This is a genomic window from Thioalkalivibrio sp. ALE17 (genome assembly GCF_000425605.1).
In the GTDB taxonomy this organism is placed as follows: domain Bacteria; phylum Pseudomonadota; class Gammaproteobacteria; order Ectothiorhodospirales; family Ectothiorhodospiraceae; genus Thioalkalivibrio.
This window is the reverse complement of sequence record NZ_AUDT01000002.1, coordinates 1-19,379: the sequence shown is the minus strand read 5'-3', so window position 1 is coordinate 19,379 and position 19,379 is coordinate 1. Positions and strand designations below refer to the sequence as shown.

Genomic DNA, 19,379 nt, shown 5'->3' with positions numbered 1-19,379 from the left:
TTGCGCGCGCGAAAGCGGCCGAGCCCCTTGGGGTTGGTACCCCGGGTTCCCCGATCCGGCGTTGCGGCCCTTGCCGGTAGAATGGCTACCGGCTGCGGACCGCGCCTTGTTTCGGAAAATCTGGGATACCAACGCGAGGGTGTACGTTGACCAGCGTTTCCCTAAGAGGCTTCCCGTGGGGGCTCCTCGGCATCGGGCTCCTGTTCGCGCTGCTGCTGACCTCGCTGGTGGTGATGGGCGATGCGGCCCAGAACCAGGCGCGCTTCGAACAGGTGTTCCTGTGGCTGCTGGTGTTCCATGTGGCCGTGCTGGTGGTGCTGGGCGGGCTGATTATCTATCAGCTCGTGCGCATGGCGATCCAGTATCGCCGCGGGGTGCCCGGCAGCCGCCTGACGCTGCGCCTGGTGGCGGTGTTCATGCTGGTGGCCGTGCTGCCGGTGTCGGTCGTCTACTACTTCTCCTTCAAGTTCCTGAACGAGGGCGTGGATTCCTGGTTCGACGTGCGCGTGGAGTCGGCGCTGGAGGATGCGCTGGAGCTGTCGCGCTCGTCGCTGGATCTGCGGGTGCGCCAGCTGGCGACCGAGACCCAGGAACTGATGAGCGACCTCGAGGGGGTCTCGGAAGGCCTGGTTCCGCTGGCGCTGAACGACTATCGCCGCCAGGTCGGGGCGCAGGAGTTGACGCTGGTCGGTTCGAACAACCGCATCATCGCCTCCAGTACCGACAGCCCGATCCGCCGTCTGCCGACCCCGCCGGGCTCCGACATCCTGATGCGGGTGCGCCCGGAGCAGCCGTATTCGCGCCTGGAGCCGCAGTCCGACGGCTCGCTGATCATCCGCGTGGTGGCCACCACCAGCAGTCGCCGCCCGGGCTCGGAGAATCGCATCCTGCAGGGCATCTACCCGGTGGATCCGCGCATGAGTGCGCTGTCGCTGCGGGTTCAGGACGCCTTCGCCGATTACCGCGAGTTCGCTTACCTGCGCGGGCCGATGATTCAGGGCTTTGTGTTTACCCTGTCACTGGCGCTGGCGATCTCGCTGATGGCCGCGCTGTGGGCCGGTCTGCTGGTGGCGCGGCGCATGGTGCGCCCGATCTCCGATCTGGTGCAGGGCACGCGCATGGTGGCGCAGGGCGACTACAGCACGCGCCTCGCGGTGCAGCGCGCCGACGAGCTGGGCTTCCTGGTGCAGTCGTTCAACACCATGACTCGCACCCTGAACGAGGCGCGCGACGAGGCCGAGCGCAACCGCCGCCTGCTGGACGCCGAGCGCGCCTATCTGGAGAGCGTGCTGCAGCATCTGCGCTCCGGCGTACTGGCGCTGGATGGCAGCCTGCGCCTGCGCACGGCGAATGCCGCGGCCAGCGAGATCCTGGAATGCGACCTGCAGGGCGCGCGCACCCGGGTGATGTCCGAGCTGGGTGACGAGTGCCCGTTGGTCGCACAGTTCTTCGAGGCGATCAGCGACGCCCTGGTGCGCCAGGAGGCCGAATGGTCGCGTCAGGTGGTCGTCTTTACCCGCAGCGGGCGCAAGGTACTGATGACCCGCGCGGTGTGGTTGCCGACCTCGGGCTCCAGCCGCGGCCTGCACGCCATCGTGTTCGACGATATGACCGAGTTCCTGAAGGCCCAGCGCGACGCGGCCTGGGGCGAGGTGGCGCGGCGTCTGGCACACGAGATCAAGAACCCGCTGACGCCGATCCAGCTCTCCGCCGAGCGCCTCTCGAGGCGCCTGGGCAAGGTGCTGGAGGGAGCCGACCGCGAGGTGCTGGACCGTGCCACCGGCACCATCGTGCAGCAGGTGGAGGCGATGAAGACCCTGGTCAACGCCTTCCGCGACTATGCCCAGGCGCCGCAGCTGGAGCGCGCCTCGGTGGACCTGAACCAGCTGATCCGCGATGTCTGCGAGCTGTACCTCGACCAGGACGGCCGCTCGCGCGTGGATGTCACGCTGGATGCGGAACTGCCGCGGATCCATGGCGACGCCGGGCGCCTGCGCCAGCTGCTGCACAACCTGATCAAGAACGCGCTGGAGGCGGGCAAGGGCCACGAGGACATGGAGGTGCATGTGGCCACTGCCTACCTCGACGACCCGGCGGGTCCGCACATCGAGCTGCGGGTGACCGACACCGGTCCCGGCATCAAGCCGGAGTTCCTCGAACGCATCTTCGAGCCCTACACCACCGACAAACCGCGTGGAACCGGTCTCGGTCTGGCGGTCGCACAGAAGATCGTGGAGGAGCATGGCGGCATGATTGAGTGCCATAATGCGGAATCCGGGCGGCATGGGGCGGTCTTCCGCATCCGCATTCCGGTGGAGCATGGTCCGGTGGTTCACGAGGAGCCCGAATGAGCGAAGCCTACATACTCGTGGTCGACGACGAGCCGGACATCCGCATGCTGCTGCAGGATGTGCTGGAGGACGAGGGCTACCAGGTAGCCCTTGCCGGCTCCGTGGCCGAGGCCAAGGCCCAGCGCCGCAGCCGCCGTCCTGATCTGATCCTGCTGGATGTCTGGATGCCGGACGGCGACGGCATCTCGCTGCTGAAGGAGTGGAGCGACGACGAGGGCCTGCCCTGCCCGGTGGTGATGATCTCCGGCCATGGCAATGTCGAGACCGCCGTGGACGCCACGCGACTCGGGGCCTACGACTTCATCGAGAAGCCGCTGTCCATCGACAAGCTGCTGATCACCCTGAACAACGCCCTGGAGGCCGCGCGCCTGCAGCGCGAGAACGTGGGCCTGAAACGCCATGCCGGCACCGTGCACGACCCGGTCGGCAGCAGCGCCACCATGGTGAACCTGCGCGACCAGGTGCAGCGCATGGCGCAGCACGATACCTGGGTGCTGATCACCGGCGAGCCGGGGGTGGGCAAGCAGACCTTCGCGCGCCTGCTGCATGCGCGCAGCGCGCGGCGCGAGAGCCCGTTCATCGTGGTCTCGGTGGGTTCGCTGTCCGGCGAGGAGGCGATCGCCGAGCTGTTCGGCAGCGAGCAGGGCGAGCATGTGCGCTACGGCCTGCTGGAGCAGGCGGCGGGCGGCGTGCTGTTCCTCGACGAGGTCGCGGAGATGGACCTGCAGACCCAGGGGCGGCTGCTGCACGCGCTGGATACCCAGCGCATCACGCGCATCGGCGGCAACCAGCCGATCAGCGTGAATGTGCGCGTGATCGCGGCCAGCCAGTACGACCTGGCCGAGGCGGTGGAGCAGGGCCACTTCCGCGAGGATCTCTACTACCGGCTCAATGTCCTGCCACTGGCGATCCCGCCGCTGCGCGAGCACCCGGAGGATATCCCGGAACTGCTGGAATGCCACATGCGCCACCTGCACCAGCAGGAGGGCCTGCCGGTGCGCGCCTTCCAGCGCCCGGCACTCGAGCGGCTGCAGCAGTACCACTGGCCCGGCAATGTGCGCGAACTGCGCAATCTGGTGCAGCGGCTGATGATCCTGGGCTCCGGCGACGAGATTACCCGCGACGAGGTGGAACGCACCCTCAGCGGGCAGCCGCAGCGCGCGGAGGAGGCGGGCGAGGGCGCAGTGGGCATCCCCGACCTGCCGTTGCGCGAGGCGCGCGAGCAGTTCGAGCGCGAGTATCTGCAGCAGCAGCTGGAGCGCTCCGAGGGCAACATGACGCGCCTGGCGGAACGGGTGGGGCTGGAACGCACCCATCTGTACCGCAAGTTCAAGGCGCTGGGGATCGACCCCAAGCGCGTGAAATCCGATAGCTGAATCCGCTCCGGGACGGGAGGCGCATGAAGCACATCATCATCCTCGGGGCCGGTCAGGTCGGCCAGTCGCTGGCCGAGGCGCTGAGCGCCGACGGGATCGACATCACCGTGGTCGACTATCGCTCCGAGATGCTGGCGGATCTGGAAGACCGCTACGACATAAAAACGGTACACGGCTTCGCTGCGCACCCGTCGGTGCTGGAGGCGGCCGGGGCGCGGGACGCGTCCATGCTGATCGCGGTGACCAATTCCGACGAGACCAACATGGTCGCCTGCCAGGTGGCGTCCACGCTGTTCAATATCGAGACCAAGATCGCCCGGGTACGGGCGCGCGACTACCACGAGACCCCGGCGCTGTTCGCCCAGGACGCGATGCCGGTGGACATGCTGATCTCGCCCGAGGCGATCGTGACCAGCCACATCCAGCGGCTGATCGAGCACCCCGGCTCGCTGCAGGTGCTGGAATTCGCCGAGGGCCGCGTCTCGCTGGTCGGCGTGCGGGCCTACTACGGCGGGCCGCTGGTCGGCCACGAACTGAAGAACCTGCAAAGCGACATGCCCGGAATCCATACCCGGGTGGCCGCGATCTTCCGCAAGGACCGGCCGATTCAGCCGGATGGTTCCACGGTGATCGAGGCGGACGACGAGGTCTTCTTTGTCGCGGCGAAGAAGAACATCCGCGCGGTGACGTCCGAGCTGCGCAAGCTGGAGAAGCCCTACAAGCGCATCCTGATCGCGGGCGGCGGCAACATCGGCGAGCGGCTCGCCGAGACGCTCAGCAAGCGCTACCGGGTCAAGGTGATCGAGCGTGACTCCGAGCGCGCCGACCACCTGGCGCGGACGCTGCCCAGCAATGTGCTGGTGCTGCACGGGGACAGCTCGGATGACCGCTTCCTCGAGTCCATCAACGTTGAGCACAGCGATGTGTTCTGCGCGGTCACCAACGACGACCAGGCGAATATCTTTGCCGGGATGCTGGCCAAGCGCTGGGGCGTGCGCAAGGTGATGTCGCTGATCAATCGCCCCAGCTACGTGGACCTGCTGCAGAGCGGGACCATCGATGTCGCGATCTCGCCGCAGCAGGCGACCATCGGGGCCCTGCTGGCGCGGGTGCGCGAGGGTGGTACTGCCACCGTGCATACCCTGCGGCGCGGGGCGGCGGAGGCGATCGAGACGGTGGTCAACGGCGATGCGCGCACCTCGCAGGTGGTCGGGCGGCGGGTCGACGAGATCGACTTCCCCGAGGGTACGAGCCTGGGCGCGGTGGTCCGCGAGGAGGAGGTCATCATCCCGCACCGGGACACGGTCATCGAGGCCGGCGACCATGTGATCCTGTTCGTGACCGACCGGCGCAAGGTGAAGCAGGTCCAGCGCCTGTTCCAGCCGACGGCCCTGTTCTTCTAGGCAGGGCGCACGGATGCTGCACCTCGCCTCCACCGCTCGACTGCTGGGCGTCCTGCTGACGCTGTTCAGTCTGGCGATGCTGCCGCCGGCGGCCATCGGCTTCCTGTACGGGGAGGCCACCGCGCTGGTGTTCCTGCAGGCCTTTGCCCTGCTCCTGCTGATCGGCGGGCTGCTGTGGGCCCCGCTGTACCGGATGCGTCAGGAACTGCAGGCGCGCGACGGCTTCATCCTGGTGGTGCTGTTCTGGCTGGGGCTAGGCATCGCGGGCGCGACCCCCCTGTTCCTCGATCCGAGCCTGCAGATCTCCTTTACCGACGCGGCCTTCGAGTCGATGTCCGGGCTGACCACGACCGGGGCCACGGTGCTGAGCGGGCTGGACGACCTGCCGCGCTCGCTCCTGTGGTATCGCCAGCAACTCCAGTGGATGGGGGGCATGGGCATCATCGTGCTGGCGGTGGCCATCCTCCCGCTGCTGGGCGTCGGCGGGATGCAGCTGTTCAAGGCCGAGACCCCGGGGCCGATCCGCGACAATAAACTCACCCCGCGCATCGCCGAGACCGCGCGCAACCTCTGGTACATCTACCTGGGCCTGACCGTGGCCTGCGCGCTGGCCTACTGGGCTGCCGGCATGGATGCCTTCGATGCCGTCGCGCATGCCTTCTCCACCGTGGCAATCGGCGGGTTTTCACCTTATGACGCGAGCATCGGTCATTTCGACAGCGCCCTGATCGAAAGCGTTGCCATCGTGTTCATGATCATCGCGGGCATGAACTTTGCGCTGCACTTCCTGGTGATCCACCGGGCGACCGTCGCCCCCTATCGCCGCGACGAGGAACTGCGGACCTACCTGCTGCTGCTGGCCGGAGCCAGCGTTGTGGTGGTGATCTTCATGCTCGCGACCGGCTTCGCCAGCGACACCACGGAGGCCCTGCGCAAGGGCCTGTTCCATGTGGTGTCGATCGCGACTACGACGGGTTACGCCACCGACAGCTTCTACCTGTGGCCGGGCTTCCTGCCGGTGCTGTTGATCTTCCTGTCGTTTATCGGCGCCTGTACCGGATCGACGGGGGGCGGTATGAAGGTGGTCCGTGTGCTGCTGCTGATGAAGCAGGGGCTGCGCGAGATCAAGCGGCTGATCCACCCGCATGCGCGGATCACCGTGAAGGTGAATGGCAAGGAGGCGCCGGATCGCGTGGTCCAGGCCGTGTGGGGCTTTCTCGCCGCCTACGTGATGGTGTTTGTCGTGATGATGCTGTTGTTGATGGTGACCGGGCTGGATCAGGTCACCTCGTTCTCGGCGGTCGCGGCGACACTGAACAACCTCGGGCCGGGTCTGGGCGAGGTCGGGGCGAACTATGCCGGAATCAACGACTTCAGCAAGTGGGTGCTGGTGTTCGCCATGCTGATGGGGCGCCTGGAAATCTTTACCGTGCTGGTGCTTCTGTCGCCCACCTTCTGGCGGCGTTAGCCTGAACGCATCGTTTGACCGGCGGCGCGGGAGGTGCCCCATGAGCGACATGATCGAACGTTTCCAGAACATGCTCGATGGCGGACAGGACTCTGCCATGCTGCGTTTCTCGCTGGGCAACGCCCTGGCGACCGACGGTCAGCTCGAGGCCGCCGTCCCGCATCTCGAACGGGCGCTGGAGCTGGACGGCGGCTATTCCGCGGCGTGGAAGCTGCTGGCGAAGACGCTGGTCCAGCTCGAGCGCCCGGAGGCGGCGCTATCCACCTGCGAGCGCGGCATTCGCGTGGCCACCGAGAAGGGCGACCTGCAGGCGGTGAAGGAGATGGAGGTCTTCGCCAAGCGAGCGCGCAAGCAGCAGGCCGCCACGGACGGGTCGGGCGACGGCTCCGGGGGCGCATGAGCGCAGCCGACGACGATCGAAGCCGGAGCGAGGACGCCGGCGCCTACCAGGCCTCGCTGACCGCGGCCCACTTCGCCCCGCGCTACTGGGGCAGCTGGCTGCTGCTGGGCCTGGCCTGGGTGTTGCAGGAATTGCCGCGCCCGGCCGTGCGTGGCCTGGCCCGTGGCCTGGGCCGGCTGATCCGGCGCTTTGCCGGGCGCAGTCGCGCGGTGGCCGTACGCAACCTGGAGCTGTGCTTCCCGCAGCTGAGCCCCGCCGAACGCATGCAACGCCTGGAGGCCTATTACCGCTACCAGGCACAGACCGTGCTGGACTATGGCCTGCTGTGGTTCGGCAAGCCGGGGCAGCATGCCGCGCGTATCCGCATCGAGGGCCTGGAACATTACGAGCGCCTGCGCTCGGCCGGTACCCCGGTGATCATCCTCGCGCCGCATTCACTGGCGCTGGACTACGGTGGCGTGCGCATGAGCCAGATGTTCGATGGCGTGTCCTTCGCCAAGCCGATGAAGAACCCGGTGCTGGAATGGATCAACCACCGCAGCCGCACCCGCTACTCCGGCGACATCTTCGCCCGTGACCAGGGCCTGCGCCCGGCCATCCGCCAGCTCAAGCGCGGGCGCTTCTTCTACTACCTGCCGGACGAGGACCTGGGCGCCGAGGGCGCCGTCTTCGTCGACTTCTTTGGTGTGAAGAAGGCCACGCTGACCGCGCTGGCGCGCCTGACGCGCATGTCGAAGGCCGCGGTGCTCCCCAGCTTCGCCTGGTACGACCCCGCGGCGGATCAGTACGTGATGCGCCTGTGGCCGCCGCTGGAGGACTATCCCGCCGGCGACGACGAGGCGGATGCCCGACATATGAACGCAGCCGTGGAACGCGGCATCGAACAGGCCCCGGCGCAGTATCTGTGGTCCATGCGCCTGTTCCGCACCCGCCCCGCCGGCGAGCCGCGCCTGTACCCCGACCGCAAGCGCTGATCAGCCACCGCCTTCATGCGCTATTGGGTGGTGTCAGGGAGTCGCAGGCGTCGGGCGCGGGCAAACACTTCTCAGACCGTCGATGTGTTCGTGCAGGTCCGGGCGGATGGTTGCCCACATGGGGTCGAGGATGAAATCGATCCCTTCCCGTCGTGCCAGTTTGGCGGCTGGAACGAAATCGGAGTCGCCCGAGACCAGGATGATCTGATTCACCTGTTGCTTGAACGACAATGCGGCGATATCAATGCCCAATCGCATATCCACGCCCTTTTGGCGCAGGTCGAGGTGGAAATCGGCGTCGGTGATGTCCGTCCAGTCGCGCGCTCCCTGGCAGAGTGCATGCAGCGCGTGTTGCTTCAGGCGCCAGTGGACATGGTTGGTCGGCAGCTCCCCGAGCCGCAAAGCGACCTTTCGCTGGCTGCGAAGTGCGTCATGGAATGCCCGCCGCCATACGGCGACCTCGCTTCTGCCCCAGGGAAACACTGATCAATGTACACACTCGCGTTGGTACCCCAGGTTTTCCGAGACAAGGCGCGTTGTGCAACAGGTAGTGGTTCTACCTGTAAGCGGCGCAACGCAGGATCGGGGAACCTGGGGTGCCAACCCCAGGAGGCTCGGCCGCTTTTGCGCGCGCACGGCGTTGCGGCTCCCTTGTGCAGAATGACTGCACGGCAGTCACCGCGCCTTGTTCGCACGCAAAAGCGACTCGAGCGCGAGCGTGTACATTGATCAGTGTTCCCCTGGTCGACAGGCTCTTGCCTAGTGGGGTGTGTCCTTTCCAGTTCGACGGGTGGGCGTCGTAGACAAATATGCGATAGAGGCGGGAAACCCGCGGCCCATTGCGTGGGGCGTTGAGATGATCAAGGGCGAGACCGTGGAGGGTTTTCGCGGTTTCTTCCGGGCCTTGCTTGCCGAAAATGCGTCGGCTTCGAACCAGAAAGAAGCCGGCGTCGACCAGCACCGCAGTCACGGCAGGACTTGCGTGGCGCAGAAACAAAGAGCCCTCGGGGTCGGCCTTCCCTGAATCATTGAGAGAAGGCTTACTGCCGAGGGCGGATCTATCTTTCATTCTAGGTACCTCCCTGTACCTTGACAAGTTTTCCGAATTTGGCCCAAGAGTGCCAATCATTCAAGGGGGGCGGCCTCAGCGTTCCCGATTGCATTCGTTTGATCCGGATGCGGCTCAAGGAGATGGGGTGCCATGCCCGAGGGCGATACGATCCACAAGCTGGCGGCGGCGCTGCGGCCCGTGCTCGAGGGGGTGGCGCTGAGCCGGGTCGCCACCCGAGCGCGCCGGGGGGATCCGTTACTGGAACATGGCGCGATGACCGCGGAGGCCGTGCAGGCCCGGGGCAAGCACCTGCTGCTGGACCTGGAGGCGGCGGACGGGCGGCGCTGGCAGTTGCGCAGCCATCTCGGGATGTACGGGACCTGGCACCAGTATGCGCCGGGCGCGGCGTGGCACAAGCCGGCGGCCGGGGCGTGGGCGGTGCTGGGCCTGCCGGATCGCGTGCTGGTCTGTTTCCACCCGCGCGAGCTGCAGTGGCGTCCGCGCGCGGACGGCGCACGGGACGTTCCCCGGCTGGATGCGCGGGTGGGCCCCGACCTGCTGGACCCGGCGATTGACCTGGATGCGGTTGTTGCCCGGGTACGCGATCGTGCCGATTCAGCCCGCCCGATCGTGGATGTGCTGCTGGATCAGTCCCTGGCGGCGGGGATCGGCAACATCTACAAGTCCGAGGTGCTGTTCCTGCAGGGGTGCCATCCACTGCGTCCTCTGGCACAGGTGCCGGAGGCCATGCTGCGCGGGTTGTACCGCGATGCCGAGCGCCTGCTGCGGCGCAATGTGAAGCCGGGGCCGCGGATTACCCGTGAGCGTGCGGAGGCGGGGGCGTTTCTGAACGTCTACGGTCGTCGGGGTGAGCCCTGTCACCAGTGCGGGGCACCGGTCGAATATGCCCGACTGGGCGAGCACCTGCGTGCGACCTACTGGTGTCCGGTCTGCCAGCCGGGGAACCCGTAGGCCCCCGCGGCATCCCAAAAGGATATGAATGATGCACGGCTCCTGGCCGTGCCGCCCAAGTCTCCAGCGGTATCCCGCCCCGCAGGCATCGCATTTTCCAAGGAGGTGAACCATGCAGACGCGCACGATGAAGACGAGCCGCCTCACCCTGGCGCCCGTGCTGGCCGGTCTGGTGATGGCCTGTACCGGATCCTCCGGGGTCTCGGCCGAGGGGCTCGGTGCCGGGGAGCACGGCCTGCAAGCCAGTGTGCTGCATGAGGGGCTTAATCACCCCTGGGCCATTGCGTTTCTGCCGGAGGGCGGGGCCCTGATCAGCGAGCGCCCGGGCACCCTGCGCTGGTTCGAGGACGCCGGGTCCTTCGACGGCCGGGGCGAGTTGGTGTCCGGTGTTCCGGGCGACCTGCAGGCGCGCAACCAGGGCGGCCTGCTGGACCTCGCGCTGCATCCCGACTTCGCCGAGAACCGCTGGCTGTACTTCACCTATTCCGCAGCCGTGGATGGCGGGCTCACCACACGCCTGGCGCGCGCACGTTTCCAGGACGGTGAGCTTCAGGGTGTGGAGACGCTGTTCACGGCCGAGCCGGGCGTCTCCGGGGGGCGGCACTTTGGCAGCCGCATCGTGTTCGATGACACGGGTTATGTGTACATCAGCGTGGGTGACCGCGGCCAGCGCGATCATGCCCAGGACACCTCCACCCATATCGGCAGCATCATCCGGCTGCATGACGACGGGCGCGTCCCGGACGACAATCCGCTGGTGGATGATGCCGATGCCCGCCCCGAGATCTGGGCCTGGGGGGTGCGCAACCCGCAGGGCATGGTGATGGACCCCGAGACCGGCACCTTCTGGCAGAACGAGCACGGACCGCGCGGGGGCGACGAGGTGAACATCATCGAGCCCGGGCTGAACTACGGCTGGCCGGTCATTACCCACGGCCGGGAGTATGCCGGCGGGCAGGTCGGCGAAGGCCTGACCGAGAAGGAGGGGATGGAATCGCCCCTGTATCACTGGACGCCCTCCATCGCCCCTTCGGGTATGGCGATCCTCCGCGATCCCGCCTTTGCCGACTGGGACGGCGATCTGCTCGTGGGCGGCCTGGCGCATCAGACCCTTCGCCGGCTGACCTTCGAGGGGCGCGAGCTGGTCAACGAGAGCGAGGTGCTGCCGGATCTCGACCGCCGCGTGCGGGACGTGCGCGTCCATGACGGGGCCATCTATATCCTGACCGACCACAATCCGGGGGAGCTGATCCGGCTCGTCCCGGCCGACTGACGGAGCCGCCGATGTTCGCCTTTTCCGAGCCGCGCATGCCGACCCCCGAACAGGCCCTGCCCGGGCGCGAAGAGCCGATGCCGGTCCCCGAGCGCCACATGGTCCTGGGGACGCCGCTGGCCCCGCCGTACCCCGAGGGCATGCAGGTGATCCATTTCGGCATGGGCTGTTTCTGGGGTGCCGAGCGGTTGTTCTGGCAGCAGGAGGGCGTGTACTCCACCAGCGTGGGCTACGGCGGCGGCTATACCCCGAACCCGACCTATCGCGAGGTCTGTAGCGGCCAGACCGGGCACACCGAACTGGTGCGGGTGGTGCTCGATCCGCAACGGGTCGGGCTGGAGGCGCTGCTGCGTACCTTCTGGGAAGGACACGACCCGACCCAGGGCATGCGCCAGGGCAACGACGTCGGTACCCAGTACCGCTCCGCGATCTACACCACCGACGCGGACCAAATGGCGGCTGCCGAGGCCAGCCGCGAGCGTTTCCAGGCTGCGCTGGACGCCGCCGGGCGCGGGGCGATCACCACCGAGATCGCCGAGGGCCCGGCGTACTACTTCGCCGAGGACTACCACCAGCAATACCTCGCCAAGGTCCCCAACGGCTACTGCGGCCTCGGCGGCCTGGACGTGCCCTATCCCACCTAGGTCGAAAGGCGTTTTTTACCACGAAGCCCACGAAGGCACGAAGAAGGGCAGGTCAAAAGCGATTCACAGGAAGGTTTTAAGACCGGAAGAAGGCTGATGCGACGGCCTCCAGCAGCACGTTGATATGGTGCCTTGAGCGACCGTCACGCACTCGACCCTTCACCTGCAAACCTTCTCTTCTTCCAGACTTCCTGTGAATCGCCTTTCTTCGTGCCTTCGTGGTGAATCAGTCTTTTAGCCGTTTTGGGTGGCGGCTTGGACGAGGGCGCGGAACAGGCGCTGGTGGCGGCGTTTCTGTGGGAGGTATTCGGGGTGCCACTGCACGCCGACGCACCAGTCGTGTTCGGCCTCGATGGCCTGGACCACGCCGGTCGATTCGCGGCCGGCGATCTTGAGGTCCCACCCCAGGTCATTGACGGCGTGGTTGTGGAGCGCGTTCACGTGGAGCGTCGTGTCGCCCAGGATGTTGGCCAGAAGGCTGCGCGGGTCCAGCTCCACCGGCTTGACCGGCAGCAGGCTGCGGGCCTGCGGGGTTTCCACGTAGAACTCGGCCAGGTCGCGATGCAGGGTGCCGCCACGTACCACGTTGACCAGTTGCATCCCGCGACAGATGCCGAGGATCGGGCGGTGCTCGTCCAGCGCGCGATGGATCAGGGCCTTCTCCAGCCGGTCGCGGTCGGTGTCCAGTACACCGCCGTGGGACTGGAACAACCGGCGCAGCAGCCACAGGGCCGGGTAGAAGAGATAGCCGATCAGGCGCTGCGACAGGCGGCGCTCCGCCTGCCGGATGGCGGCCGCATCCGGTCCCTCGGGGAGAGTCTCGCCGTAGAGCTCCGGATCCACATCCGCCCCGCCGCCCACCACCAGACCATCGAAGCGCCGGTGACCGCGCGGCTTGCCCGGGCGCAGCCGCAGCGGTTGGCCGCCGGCGCGCCACACCGCGAGCGCTGTAAACAGCCAGGCGGGCCCGCCGCCCTGGTCGGGTCCGGTAATGGCGATCACCGGGCGGCGTGGACGCGGCGCCACGGTATCGGTGGTCGTGCGGTCGGGCTCAGAACCAGTCACGGAGGCGCTGGCTCCAGTCGTCGGCCCATCGGCCCAGGGCCTGGCCGGGGCGTTCCAGATATTCCCGAGACAGGCGCTCCAGGCGTTCCGGATCCGCCGCCAGGCGCTCGACCTCGACCCAGCCGTTGAACGGCCGCGCGAGGCTCCAGTCCGGGTCGTCGATCTCGCAGTTGGGCAGGCGGTAGTGGAAGGCCGGCCGCGGCTTGATCAGCTCGTGTTCCACCGGGGCCGCGTCGATCCTGCCGGAGTCCAGGTGGGCGAACAGCGGCAACAGATCCAGCGGGCGGTTGCGGGTCGGGTTGTGCGCCAGGTAGGTATCGATCAGGCCGGCTTGGTCGGGACGAAAGTCCGGGTCCAGCACGTAGCGTACAAACGGGCCGGGGAAAGACCGAATGTAGGGCGACAGGCGCCGCGCCAGGTCGATGGCGCCCGCCGCAGTGAGCACTTCCACCATCAGCAGGAAACTGCGCAGGATTGCCAGCAGCCACTCGGCATCGGTGCGGTGCACCTCGATATTGATCTGCAGCCCGAAGGCATAGAGAAACGAGCGTTCGGTACCCAGTGCGCCGGCCTGCTGCAGGGCGGCGCGCACCCGGTCCAGGCGGGGAAGGTCAGCCGTCGCGATCGGCGGCGCCACGATCTCGTGCGGGACCAGGCGGCCCGCGGCGTCCGCGAGCCAGCGCTCCAGCGCGGCCTCGTCGGAGTCGTCCAGCTCGATGCCCAGGCGCGCGAGGTGTTCGCGGTAGCCGCGGTCCTTCAGTACCCGGGCGTCCAGCTCCAGTTGGAAGTCGCCGACGTCCGTGTCGCGTACGTGGAAGACGAAGGCGTTGTCCGATTCGACGTGGCCCCCGAACTCGCCTTTCACGGTCTCGGCCATCGTCTCCAGCGACACCCCGGCCATCTCGATCTCCACGCCGATGCGTCGGGGCTCGCCATCCGGGTTGGCGGGCCAGGGGAGTTCGTGAAAGGGCTCGCTCATGCGTGTCTCGTAGTAATCGGGAGGCACCATGATAGCGGCTCGGTGTACCTCGTGCGGCCCGGGCAGTAGGATAGGCGCCGACCCACAGGAGCCCGCCGAACCCATGGATCGAATCTATCTGCGCGACCTCGAGATTGACGCCGTTGTTGGCGTCTACGACTGGGAACAGCGCATCCAGCGCCGCCTGCGATTCGATATCGAACTGGCGGCCGATACCCGCATCGCCGCCTACTCCGGCGAGATCGGCGACACCGTTGACTACGAGGCGGTGGCCAACGCCGTGCGTGCCATCGTCACGCGCGAGCCGCATGCCTTGCTGGAATCCCTGGCCGAGGAGATCGCCGAGGCCCTGATGGCCCAGTTCGGCACGCCGTGGCTGCGCATCAAACTCGGCAAGCCCGGTGCCGTGCCCGGCGTGCGCGAGGTCGGCATCGAGATCGAGCGCGGCAGCCTTTCCTCGTAGACCCGCGCCGGCCACGGGGCGCTGTCCCGGCCGGCGCCATCCCCATGCCGTGCTGTGTCGTCGCGAGGCGACGTGGCGATCCGCAGGGCAGGGAGGTGTTCGCCGTGCGTCCCGCATGGCCGCGTGTGCGCTCGCCGCGCCTGTCCCAGCCCCGATTTGCCTCTCCGACCCCGCCACTTGCCGAAGGACTGAACCTTCCTGAATCCCGGACATGGTTCACAGTCTTCGGTCTCCGCACGTTTTTGGTGCGTGTGCACTTTTAGTGCGCACCAAATAAAGGCAAAAGCCCGTGGTTGGGCCGCAACAGGTGTTGCGAAAAGCCGATTTTGCTCCCTTTTGGTACTTGGCACAGCCCGTGCAAGGACCGGGTGTCGACTACGCGACACTCGATTGACCAATCTGGGAGATGACCAACATGAAGAAGTTCACCCGTTCCGCGCTGGCCGCTGCTGTCCTCACCGTAGGCTCCACCGGTGGCGTCGCCTTTACCTCCACCGCCGCCGCGGAGCTGTCCGTGAACATCGGCGCGGTGTCCAATTACTACTTCCGTGGTTTTTCCGAAACCGACGACGGTGCTGCCGTTCAGGGTGGTATCGATTACGAGCATGCCTCTGGTTTCTACGTGGGAACCTGGGTATCGAATGTTGACTTTGGCGTCGACGAGGGGAATGAAGATCAAACAAGCTACGAAATGGATCTTTATCTTGGATTTGCCGACGCGTTCGACAATGGGTTCGGCTACGACGTCGGTTACATCTATTACGCCTATCCGGATGCCCGAGACGATACCGGTTCCCTGAGTGCCGACTTCGGCGAGATCTATGGTGAAGTCAGCTTCGATACCGGCGTTGTGGGACTGTACGGCGGTATGGCCTACGTCGTTCACGACAGCGATGACTCGGCCCTGGAAGACGACGACATGTACTTCTACGCCGGCCTGGATGTCCCGTTCATGGACGTCTACAGCGCCGGCTTCCTGGTAGGTCGCACCCGCTTCGACGATTCCAGCCTGGACAACTACACCCACTACACCGCCAGCCTGACCCGCGACGCGGGCGACTGGGGCGAGTTCAGCTTCAATCTCGAGTATGTCGACGAGACCGACGAAGACCTGGGCGCCTGGGTGGGCTGGTCCAAGACCTTCTGATTCCGCATTACCGCCTAAAGCAACAGCGGGTCCGTCAGGTGGCGGGCCCGCCCACAGGAGTCTGACATGAAGATGATTACCGCCGTAATCAAGCCGTTCAAGCTTGATGATGTTCGCGAGGCGATCTCGGAGATCGGCGTACAAGGGATGACCATGACCGAAGTAAAGGGTTTTGGTCGCCAGCGCGGTCATACCGAGCTCTATCGCGGTGCCGAGTACGTGGTCGATTTTCTGCCCAAGGTGAAACTGGAAGTGGCTGTCGACGAGAACCTGGTCGATCAGGTGGTCGAGGCCATTTCCAAGTCTGCCAGCACGGGCAAGATCGGCGACGGCAAGATCTTTATCACACCGGTGGAGCAGGTCGTGCGTATTCGCACGGGCGAGACCGGCCCGGAAGCCCTTTAAGGCCTCCGTCTTCCATCGAATGAGGAATTTCAATCATGGAAATTGAACAGCAAGTTGTCGAACTCGCCTACGCAATGGACACCTTTTACTTTCTGGTGGCCGGCGCGCTGGTGATGTGGATGGCCGCGGGCTTTACCATGCTCGAGGCCGGGATGGTGCGCACCAAGAGTGTGGCCGAAATTGCAACCAAGAATATCGCCCTGTATTCGATCGCCAGCATCATGTACATGCTGATCGGCTACAACATCATGTACAGCGACGGCCTGAGCTCCATCATTCCGGGCCTGGGCTTCCTGATCTCGGGCGACAATGCGGTCGCGGACGTACTGGGTAGTGGTGGCGACATCTACTACTCTGATCGTGCCGACTTCTTCTTCCAGGTCGTGTTCGTGGCCACCGCGATGTCCATCGTCTCGGGTGCCGTGGCCGAGCGCATGAAGCTGTGGGCCTTCCTCGCCTTCGCGGTCATCCTGACCGGCTTCATCTACCCGATCCAGGGCTTCTGGAGCTGGGGTGGCGGGATCCTCGACCAGATCGGCTATCTGGACTACGCCGGTTCCGGCATCGTCCACTTCACGGGTGCCGCTGCCGCGCTGGCCGGTGTGCTGCTCCTCGGGGCGCGCAAGGGCAAGTACGGCAAGGATGGCCAGATCAACGCGATCCCGGGCTCCAGCATGCCGCTGGCCACCCTGGGTGTGCTGATCCTGTGGCTGGGCTGGTTCGGCTTCAACGGTGGTTCCGAGCTGAAGGTCTCGGACATCGAGTCGGCCAATGCCGTGGCCGCCGTGTTCGCCAATACCAACCTGGCCGCGGCCGGGGGTGTGGTCGCCGCTCTGATCACCACCCGTCTGGTGTTCGGCAAGGCCGATCTGACCATGGCGCTGAACGGCGCGGTCGCGGGCCTGGTGTCCATCACCGCCGAGCCGCTGATGCCCAGCCCGTTCCTGGCGATGATCATCGGTGCCATCGGTGGCGTGATCGTGGTCTTCTCGATCGTCGCGCTGGACAAGCTGAAGATCGACGACCCGGTCGGCGCGATCTCCGCGCACGGTACCGCCGGTATCTGGGGTGTGATGGCGGTCCTGCTGTCCAACCCGGACGCGACCTTCTTCGGCCAGATCGTGGGCCTGCTTGCCATCTTCGCCTTCGTCTTCGTGGCCAGCCTGATCGTCTGGGCCATCCTCAAGGCGGTGATGGGTATCCGCCTGAGCGAAGAGGACGAGGATGTGGGCGCCGACATCGCCGAGTGCGGTCTCGAGGCCTACCCGGAGTTCACCGGGAAGCAATAAACCCTCGTTAACCTGAACCGGGGTCGGGCCACAGGCCCGGCCCCGACATCGTCTCCTCCGACGCCGACAAGACAGTCTCCCAGGACTTGGATGTTGGCCTTTGGGCGCCCCTCCCCGGGCGCCCTTTTTTTGTTTCCCGAGCTGTGGGAGCGGGCTCGCCCGCGAAGCCCCTGCCCGCGCCGAACAGTGCGATCGACATCCGCCGAGGCAACCCGTCACGGCGGAGCGTTCGTCTCGCAGCAAGCAGCGCCTGCCCGTCCGGCCATTCATCCCGCTGCCCCGGCTTCGGTTACGATCGCCATTTCGCCGCACCGGAACCCTGTCGCATGGATCGCCTGCTGGATGTTCGCCAACTGAAAACCGCCCATCTGGGCCCGCTGGATCTGGCGCTTCAGCCCGGGGAGCTGGTGCAGGTCACGGGCGCCTCCGGTTCCGGGAAATCGCTGCTGCTGCGGGCCCTGGCCGACCTTGACCCCAATACGGGGGAGGTGATGCTGAACGGGGAACCGCGGGACGCCATGGCGCCGGTCGACTGGCGCCGGCGCGTGGCGTATGTGCCGGCGGAGACTGCCTGGTGGGGCGAGCGAGTGGACGAGCACCTGCCAGCAAATTTCGCCCGCCCGGCGGCCCTGCACCTGCTGGAGCAGGTCGCCTTGCCCGAGGCCTCTCTAGGCTGGGAGGTCGAACGTCTCTCCAGCGGCGAGAAGCAGCGCCTGGGGCTGGTGCGCGCGCTGCTGAACCAGCCGCGCGTCCTGTTGCTGGACGAGCCCACCGCCAATCTGGATCTGGAAAACACCAAGCGCATCGAACGCGCGGTACGGGGGTATCTCGCCGAGGAAGACGCGGCGGCGTTGTGGGTTAGTCACGACACCCTGCAGCGTCAGCGCCTGGGCGGCCGCATCCTGACCATCGCCAACGGCAAGCTGGAGGTGCCCGCGTGGAACTGATCTCGCTTTCCGCGCTGGATTTGTCGCTGGCGGCCTTGCTGGTCGTCGCGCTGGCAGGGCTGACCGTCTGGGCACGTATGGGGCTGGGGCGCAGCCTGCTGATCGCCGGGGCGCGCACCGTGATCCAGCTGCTGCTGGTCGGGCTGATCCTGCAGACGCTGTTCGACCATGCGCAGCTCGGTTGGGTGGCCTTGATGGCGGTGATCATGCTCGCTGTGGCCGGCTACGAGGTGATGGCGCGCCAGCAGCGCCGCTTCGCCGGGCTGTGGGGCTACGGCATTGGTGCCGTGACCATGTTCATCTCGGCGTTCGCGGTCACCGTGCTGGCGCTGACCACCATGGTCGGCCCGACCCCCTGGTGGGAGCCGCAGTACGCGATCCCGCTCTTGGGCATGCTGCTCGGCAACACCATGACCGGCATCGCACTGGGGCTGGACCGCCTGACCCAGACCATCTGGCGTGAGCGCCGAACAATCGAGGGCCGGCTCGCGATGGGGGCCTCCTGGAGCGAGGCGGTGACGACCATGCGTCGCGAGGCCGCGCGCTCCGGCCTGATGCCGACCATCAATGCCATGGCCGCCGCCGGCATCGTCAGCCTGCCGGGCATGATGACCGGCCAGATCCTGGCCGGCGCCCCGCCAGTGGAGGCCGTGAAGTATCAGATCCTGATCATGTTCCTGATCACCGCCGGTACCGGCTTCGGCACCCTGGGTGCGGTCTGGTTCGCCTCCCGCCGCCTGTTCGACACCCGCGAACGCCTGCGCCTCGACCGCCTCAAGGCCGGCCGCCACACCTAGTCACGAGCTCAATGCAGCCTACGGCGTGTGTGGCGCCCGTCATCGCGTACATGGACGCCCCCGGTTTGCCAAGCGTTTGAGTGATGGTTTCGGGGCGACGATTGCTCCCGTACATTCGGACTGCGTGTGCGGCTTTCATTCGCCACGGTCCCGGATGGATTCCGCGGGTGGAGGGTCCCAGCGAGGTCACGCACTCGAGGTGCTTCGCAATGATCGGACTGGCCCCCACCGGGATCGCTCCCGTTGCCATCATGCTCAATCGCTTGCGCAATCGAGGGTTGGGTACGTAATAACGCGTTCGCTTCTCCGTTTTTGTAGGCTTACGCGGCGACGCCGCGCAGGCCGGGGTCGAACGTCCGGTCATGGGCCATCAGG

The 19,379-nt window shown here is 66.4% G+C and carries 18 protein-coding genes; 15 read left to right on the top strand and 3 right to left on the bottom strand.

The window, feature by feature from the left end; translation table 11 throughout:
• Positions 1 to 146 precede the first annotated feature (146 nt).
• The 6 genes from H609_RS0101765 to H609_RS0101740 are packed head-to-tail and all read left to right on the top strand — an operon-like array spanning position 147 to position 7,972.
• Positions 147 to 2,351 carry an ATP-binding protein gene (locus tag H609_RS0101765; RefSeq protein WP_018865480.1) on the top strand — a complete coding sequence of 735 codons (2,205 nt, stop codon included), beginning with the start codon at positions 147 to 149 and terminating at the stop codon, positions 2,349 to 2,351.
• Positions 2,348 to 3,727 (top strand): sigma-54 dependent transcriptional regulator, encoded by a 1,380-nt coding sequence (locus tag H609_RS0101760; protein ID WP_028484166.1) that lies wholly within the window; start codon positions 2,348 to 2,350, stop codon positions 3,725 to 3,727. The genes H609_RS0101765 and H609_RS0101760 overlap by 4 nt, the downstream gene beginning before the upstream one ends.
• Before the next feature lie 23 nt (positions 3,728 to 3,750).
• A complete protein-coding gene (gene trkA, locus H609_RS0101755) occupies positions 3,751 to 5,130 on the top strand; it encodes a Trk system potassium transporter TrkA (RefSeq protein WP_018865482.1) in 1,380 nt (459 codons plus the stop codon).
• Positions 5,131 to 5,143: 13 nt separating this feature from the next.
• Entirely contained in the window at positions 5,144 to 6,598 is a 1,455-nt protein-coding gene (locus H609_RS0101750) for a TrkH family potassium uptake protein (protein WP_028484165.1), read from the top strand.
• Between the two features lie 40 nt (positions 6,599 to 6,638).
• Positions 6,639 to 6,998: a tetratricopeptide repeat protein gene (locus tag H609_RS0101745; RefSeq protein WP_018878606.1), complete on the top strand. Its 360-nt coding sequence runs from the start codon at positions 6,639 to 6,641 to the stop codon at positions 6,996 to 6,998.
• Positions 6,995 to 7,972 (top strand): lysophospholipid acyltransferase family protein, encoded by a 978-nt coding sequence (locus H609_RS0101740; protein WP_028484164.1) that lies wholly within the window; start codon positions 6,995 to 6,997, stop codon positions 7,970 to 7,972. Before H609_RS0101745 ends, H609_RS0101740 begins: the two co-directional genes overlap by 4 nt.
• A 33-nt stretch (positions 7,973 to 8,005) precedes the next feature.
• Here H609_RS0101740 and H609_RS13275 read toward each other — a convergent pair whose 3' ends face one another.
• A complete protein-coding gene (locus tag H609_RS13275) occupies positions 8,006 to 8,455 on the bottom strand; it encodes an NYN domain-containing protein (protein ID WP_018876607.1) in 450 nt (149 codons plus the stop codon).
• A 718-nt stretch (positions 8,456 to 9,173) separates the two neighbouring features.
• Between H609_RS13275 and H609_RS0101725 the strand changes: the two genes are divergently transcribed.
• From H609_RS0101725 to msrA, 3 genes are all read left to right on the top strand, one after another.
• Positions 9,174 to 9,995, top strand: a complete 822-nt coding sequence (locus H609_RS0101725; RefSeq protein ID WP_028484163.1) for a DNA-formamidopyrimidine glycosylase family protein — start codon at positions 9,174 to 9,176, stop codon at positions 9,993 to 9,995.
• Between the two features lie 112 nt (positions 9,996 to 10,107).
• Positions 10,108 to 11,268 (top strand): PQQ-dependent sugar dehydrogenase, encoded by a 1,161-nt coding sequence (locus tag H609_RS0101720; protein WP_018876604.1) that lies wholly within the window; start codon positions 10,108 to 10,110, stop codon positions 11,266 to 11,268.
• Between the two features lie 11 nt (positions 11,269 to 11,279).
• A complete protein-coding gene (gene msrA / locus H609_RS0101715) occupies positions 11,280 to 11,912 on the top strand; it encodes a peptide-methionine (S)-S-oxide reductase MsrA (RefSeq protein WP_018876603.1) in 633 nt (210 codons plus the stop codon).
• Positions 11,913 to 12,146: 234 nt separating this feature from the next.
• On the opposite strand, the gene H609_RS0101710 is transcribed toward msrA, so the two are convergent.
• Positions 12,147 to 12,977 (bottom strand): gamma-glutamyl-gamma-aminobutyrate hydrolase family protein, encoded by an 831-nt coding sequence (locus H609_RS0101710; protein WP_028484162.1) that lies wholly within the window; start codon positions 12,975 to 12,977, stop codon positions 12,147 to 12,149.
• On the bottom strand, positions 12,964 to 13,986 hold the full coding sequence (locus tag H609_RS0101705; RefSeq protein WP_028484161.1) for an amidoligase family protein: 1,023 nt from the start codon (positions 13,984 to 13,986) through the stop codon (positions 12,964 to 12,966). The genes H609_RS0101710 and H609_RS0101705 overlap by 14 nt, the downstream gene beginning before the upstream one ends.
• A 73-nt stretch (positions 13,987 to 14,059) precedes the next feature.
• Here H609_RS0101705 and folB point away from each other — a divergent pair, with 73 nt between their 5' ends.
• From folB to fetB, 6 genes are all read left to right on the top strand, one after another.
• Complete coding sequence (gene folB, locus H609_RS0101700) at positions 14,060 to 14,419, top strand: dihydroneopterin aldolase (protein ID WP_018865492.1); 360 nt, start codon at positions 14,060 to 14,062, stop codon at positions 14,417 to 14,419.
• A gap of 415 nt (positions 14,420 to 14,834) precedes the next feature.
• Positions 14,835 to 15,566 carry a TorF family putative porin gene (locus H609_RS0101695; RefSeq protein ID WP_028484160.1) on the top strand — a complete coding sequence of 244 codons (732 nt, stop codon included), beginning with the start codon at positions 14,835 to 14,837 and terminating at the stop codon, positions 15,564 to 15,566.
• A gap of 66 nt (positions 15,567 to 15,632) precedes the next feature.
• Positions 15,633 to 15,971, top strand: a complete 339-nt coding sequence (locus H609_RS0101690) for a P-II family nitrogen regulator (RefSeq protein ID WP_012981610.1) — start codon at positions 15,633 to 15,635, stop codon at positions 15,969 to 15,971.
• Between the two features lie 35 nt (positions 15,972 to 16,006).
• On the top strand, positions 16,007 to 17,260 hold the full coding sequence (locus H609_RS0101685) for an ammonium transporter (protein WP_026332111.1): 1,254 nt from the start codon (positions 16,007 to 16,009) through the stop codon (positions 17,258 to 17,260).
• A gap of 326 nt (positions 17,261 to 17,586) precedes the next feature.
• Positions 17,587 to 18,207 (top strand): ATP-binding cassette domain-containing protein, encoded by a 621-nt coding sequence (locus H609_RS0101680; RefSeq protein ID WP_019584268.1) that lies wholly within the window; start codon positions 17,587 to 17,589, stop codon positions 18,205 to 18,207.
• A complete protein-coding gene (fetB, locus tag H609_RS0101675) occupies positions 18,198 to 19,004 on the top strand; it encodes an iron export ABC transporter permease subunit FetB (protein WP_019584269.1) in 807 nt (268 codons plus the stop codon). The genes H609_RS0101680 and fetB overlap by 10 nt, the downstream gene beginning before the upstream one ends.
• Positions 19,005 to 19,379: the final 375 nt, after the last annotated feature.

Coding starts and splice junctions, on each gene's coding strand:
- H609_RS0101725 (WP_028484163.1), top strand. CDS start 9,174: ATGCCCGAGGGCGATACGATCCACAAGCTGGCGGCGGCGCTGCGGCCC.
- H609_RS0101720 (WP_018876604.1), top strand. CDS start 10,108: ATGCAGACGCGCACGATGAAGACGAGCCGCCTCACCCTGGCGCCCGTG.
- H609_RS0101690 (WP_012981610.1), top strand. CDS start 15,633: ATGAAGATGATTACCGCCGTAATCAAGCCGTTCAAGCTTGATGATGTT.
- H609_RS0101695 (WP_028484160.1), top strand. CDS start 14,835: ATGAAGAAGTTCACCCGTTCCGCGCTGGCCGCTGCTGTCCTCACCGTA.
- folB (WP_018865492.1), top strand. CDS start 14,060: ATGGATCGAATCTATCTGCGCGACCTCGAGATTGACGCCGTTGTTGGC.
- trkA (WP_018865482.1), top strand. CDS start 3,751: ATGAAGCACATCATCATCCTCGGGGCCGGTCAGGTCGGCCAGTCGCTG.
- H609_RS0101740 (WP_028484164.1), top strand. CDS start 6,995: ATGAGCGCAGCCGACGACGATCGAAGCCGGAGCGAGGACGCCGGCGCC.
- H609_RS0101760 (WP_028484166.1), top strand. CDS start 2,348: ATGAGCGAAGCCTACATACTCGTGGTCGACGACGAGCCGGACATCCGC.
- H609_RS0101705 (WP_028484161.1), bottom strand. CDS start 13,986: ATGGTGCCTCCCGATTACTACGAGACACGCATGAGCGAGCCCTTTCAC.
- H609_RS0101750 (WP_028484165.1), top strand. CDS start 5,144: ATGCTGCACCTCGCCTCCACCGCTCGACTGCTGGGCGTCCTGCTGACG.
- H609_RS0101680 (WP_019584268.1), top strand. CDS start 17,587: ATGGATCGCCTGCTGGATGTTCGCCAACTGAAAACCGCCCATCTGGGC.
- H609_RS0101685 (WP_026332111.1), top strand. CDS start 16,007: ATGGAAATTGAACAGCAAGTTGTCGAACTCGCCTACGCAATGGACACC.
- msrA (WP_018876603.1), top strand. CDS start 11,280: ATGTTCGCCTTTTCCGAGCCGCGCATGCCGACCCCCGAACAGGCCCTG.
- H609_RS0101745 (WP_018878606.1), top strand. CDS start 6,639: ATGAGCGACATGATCGAACGTTTCCAGAACATGCTCGATGGCGGACAG.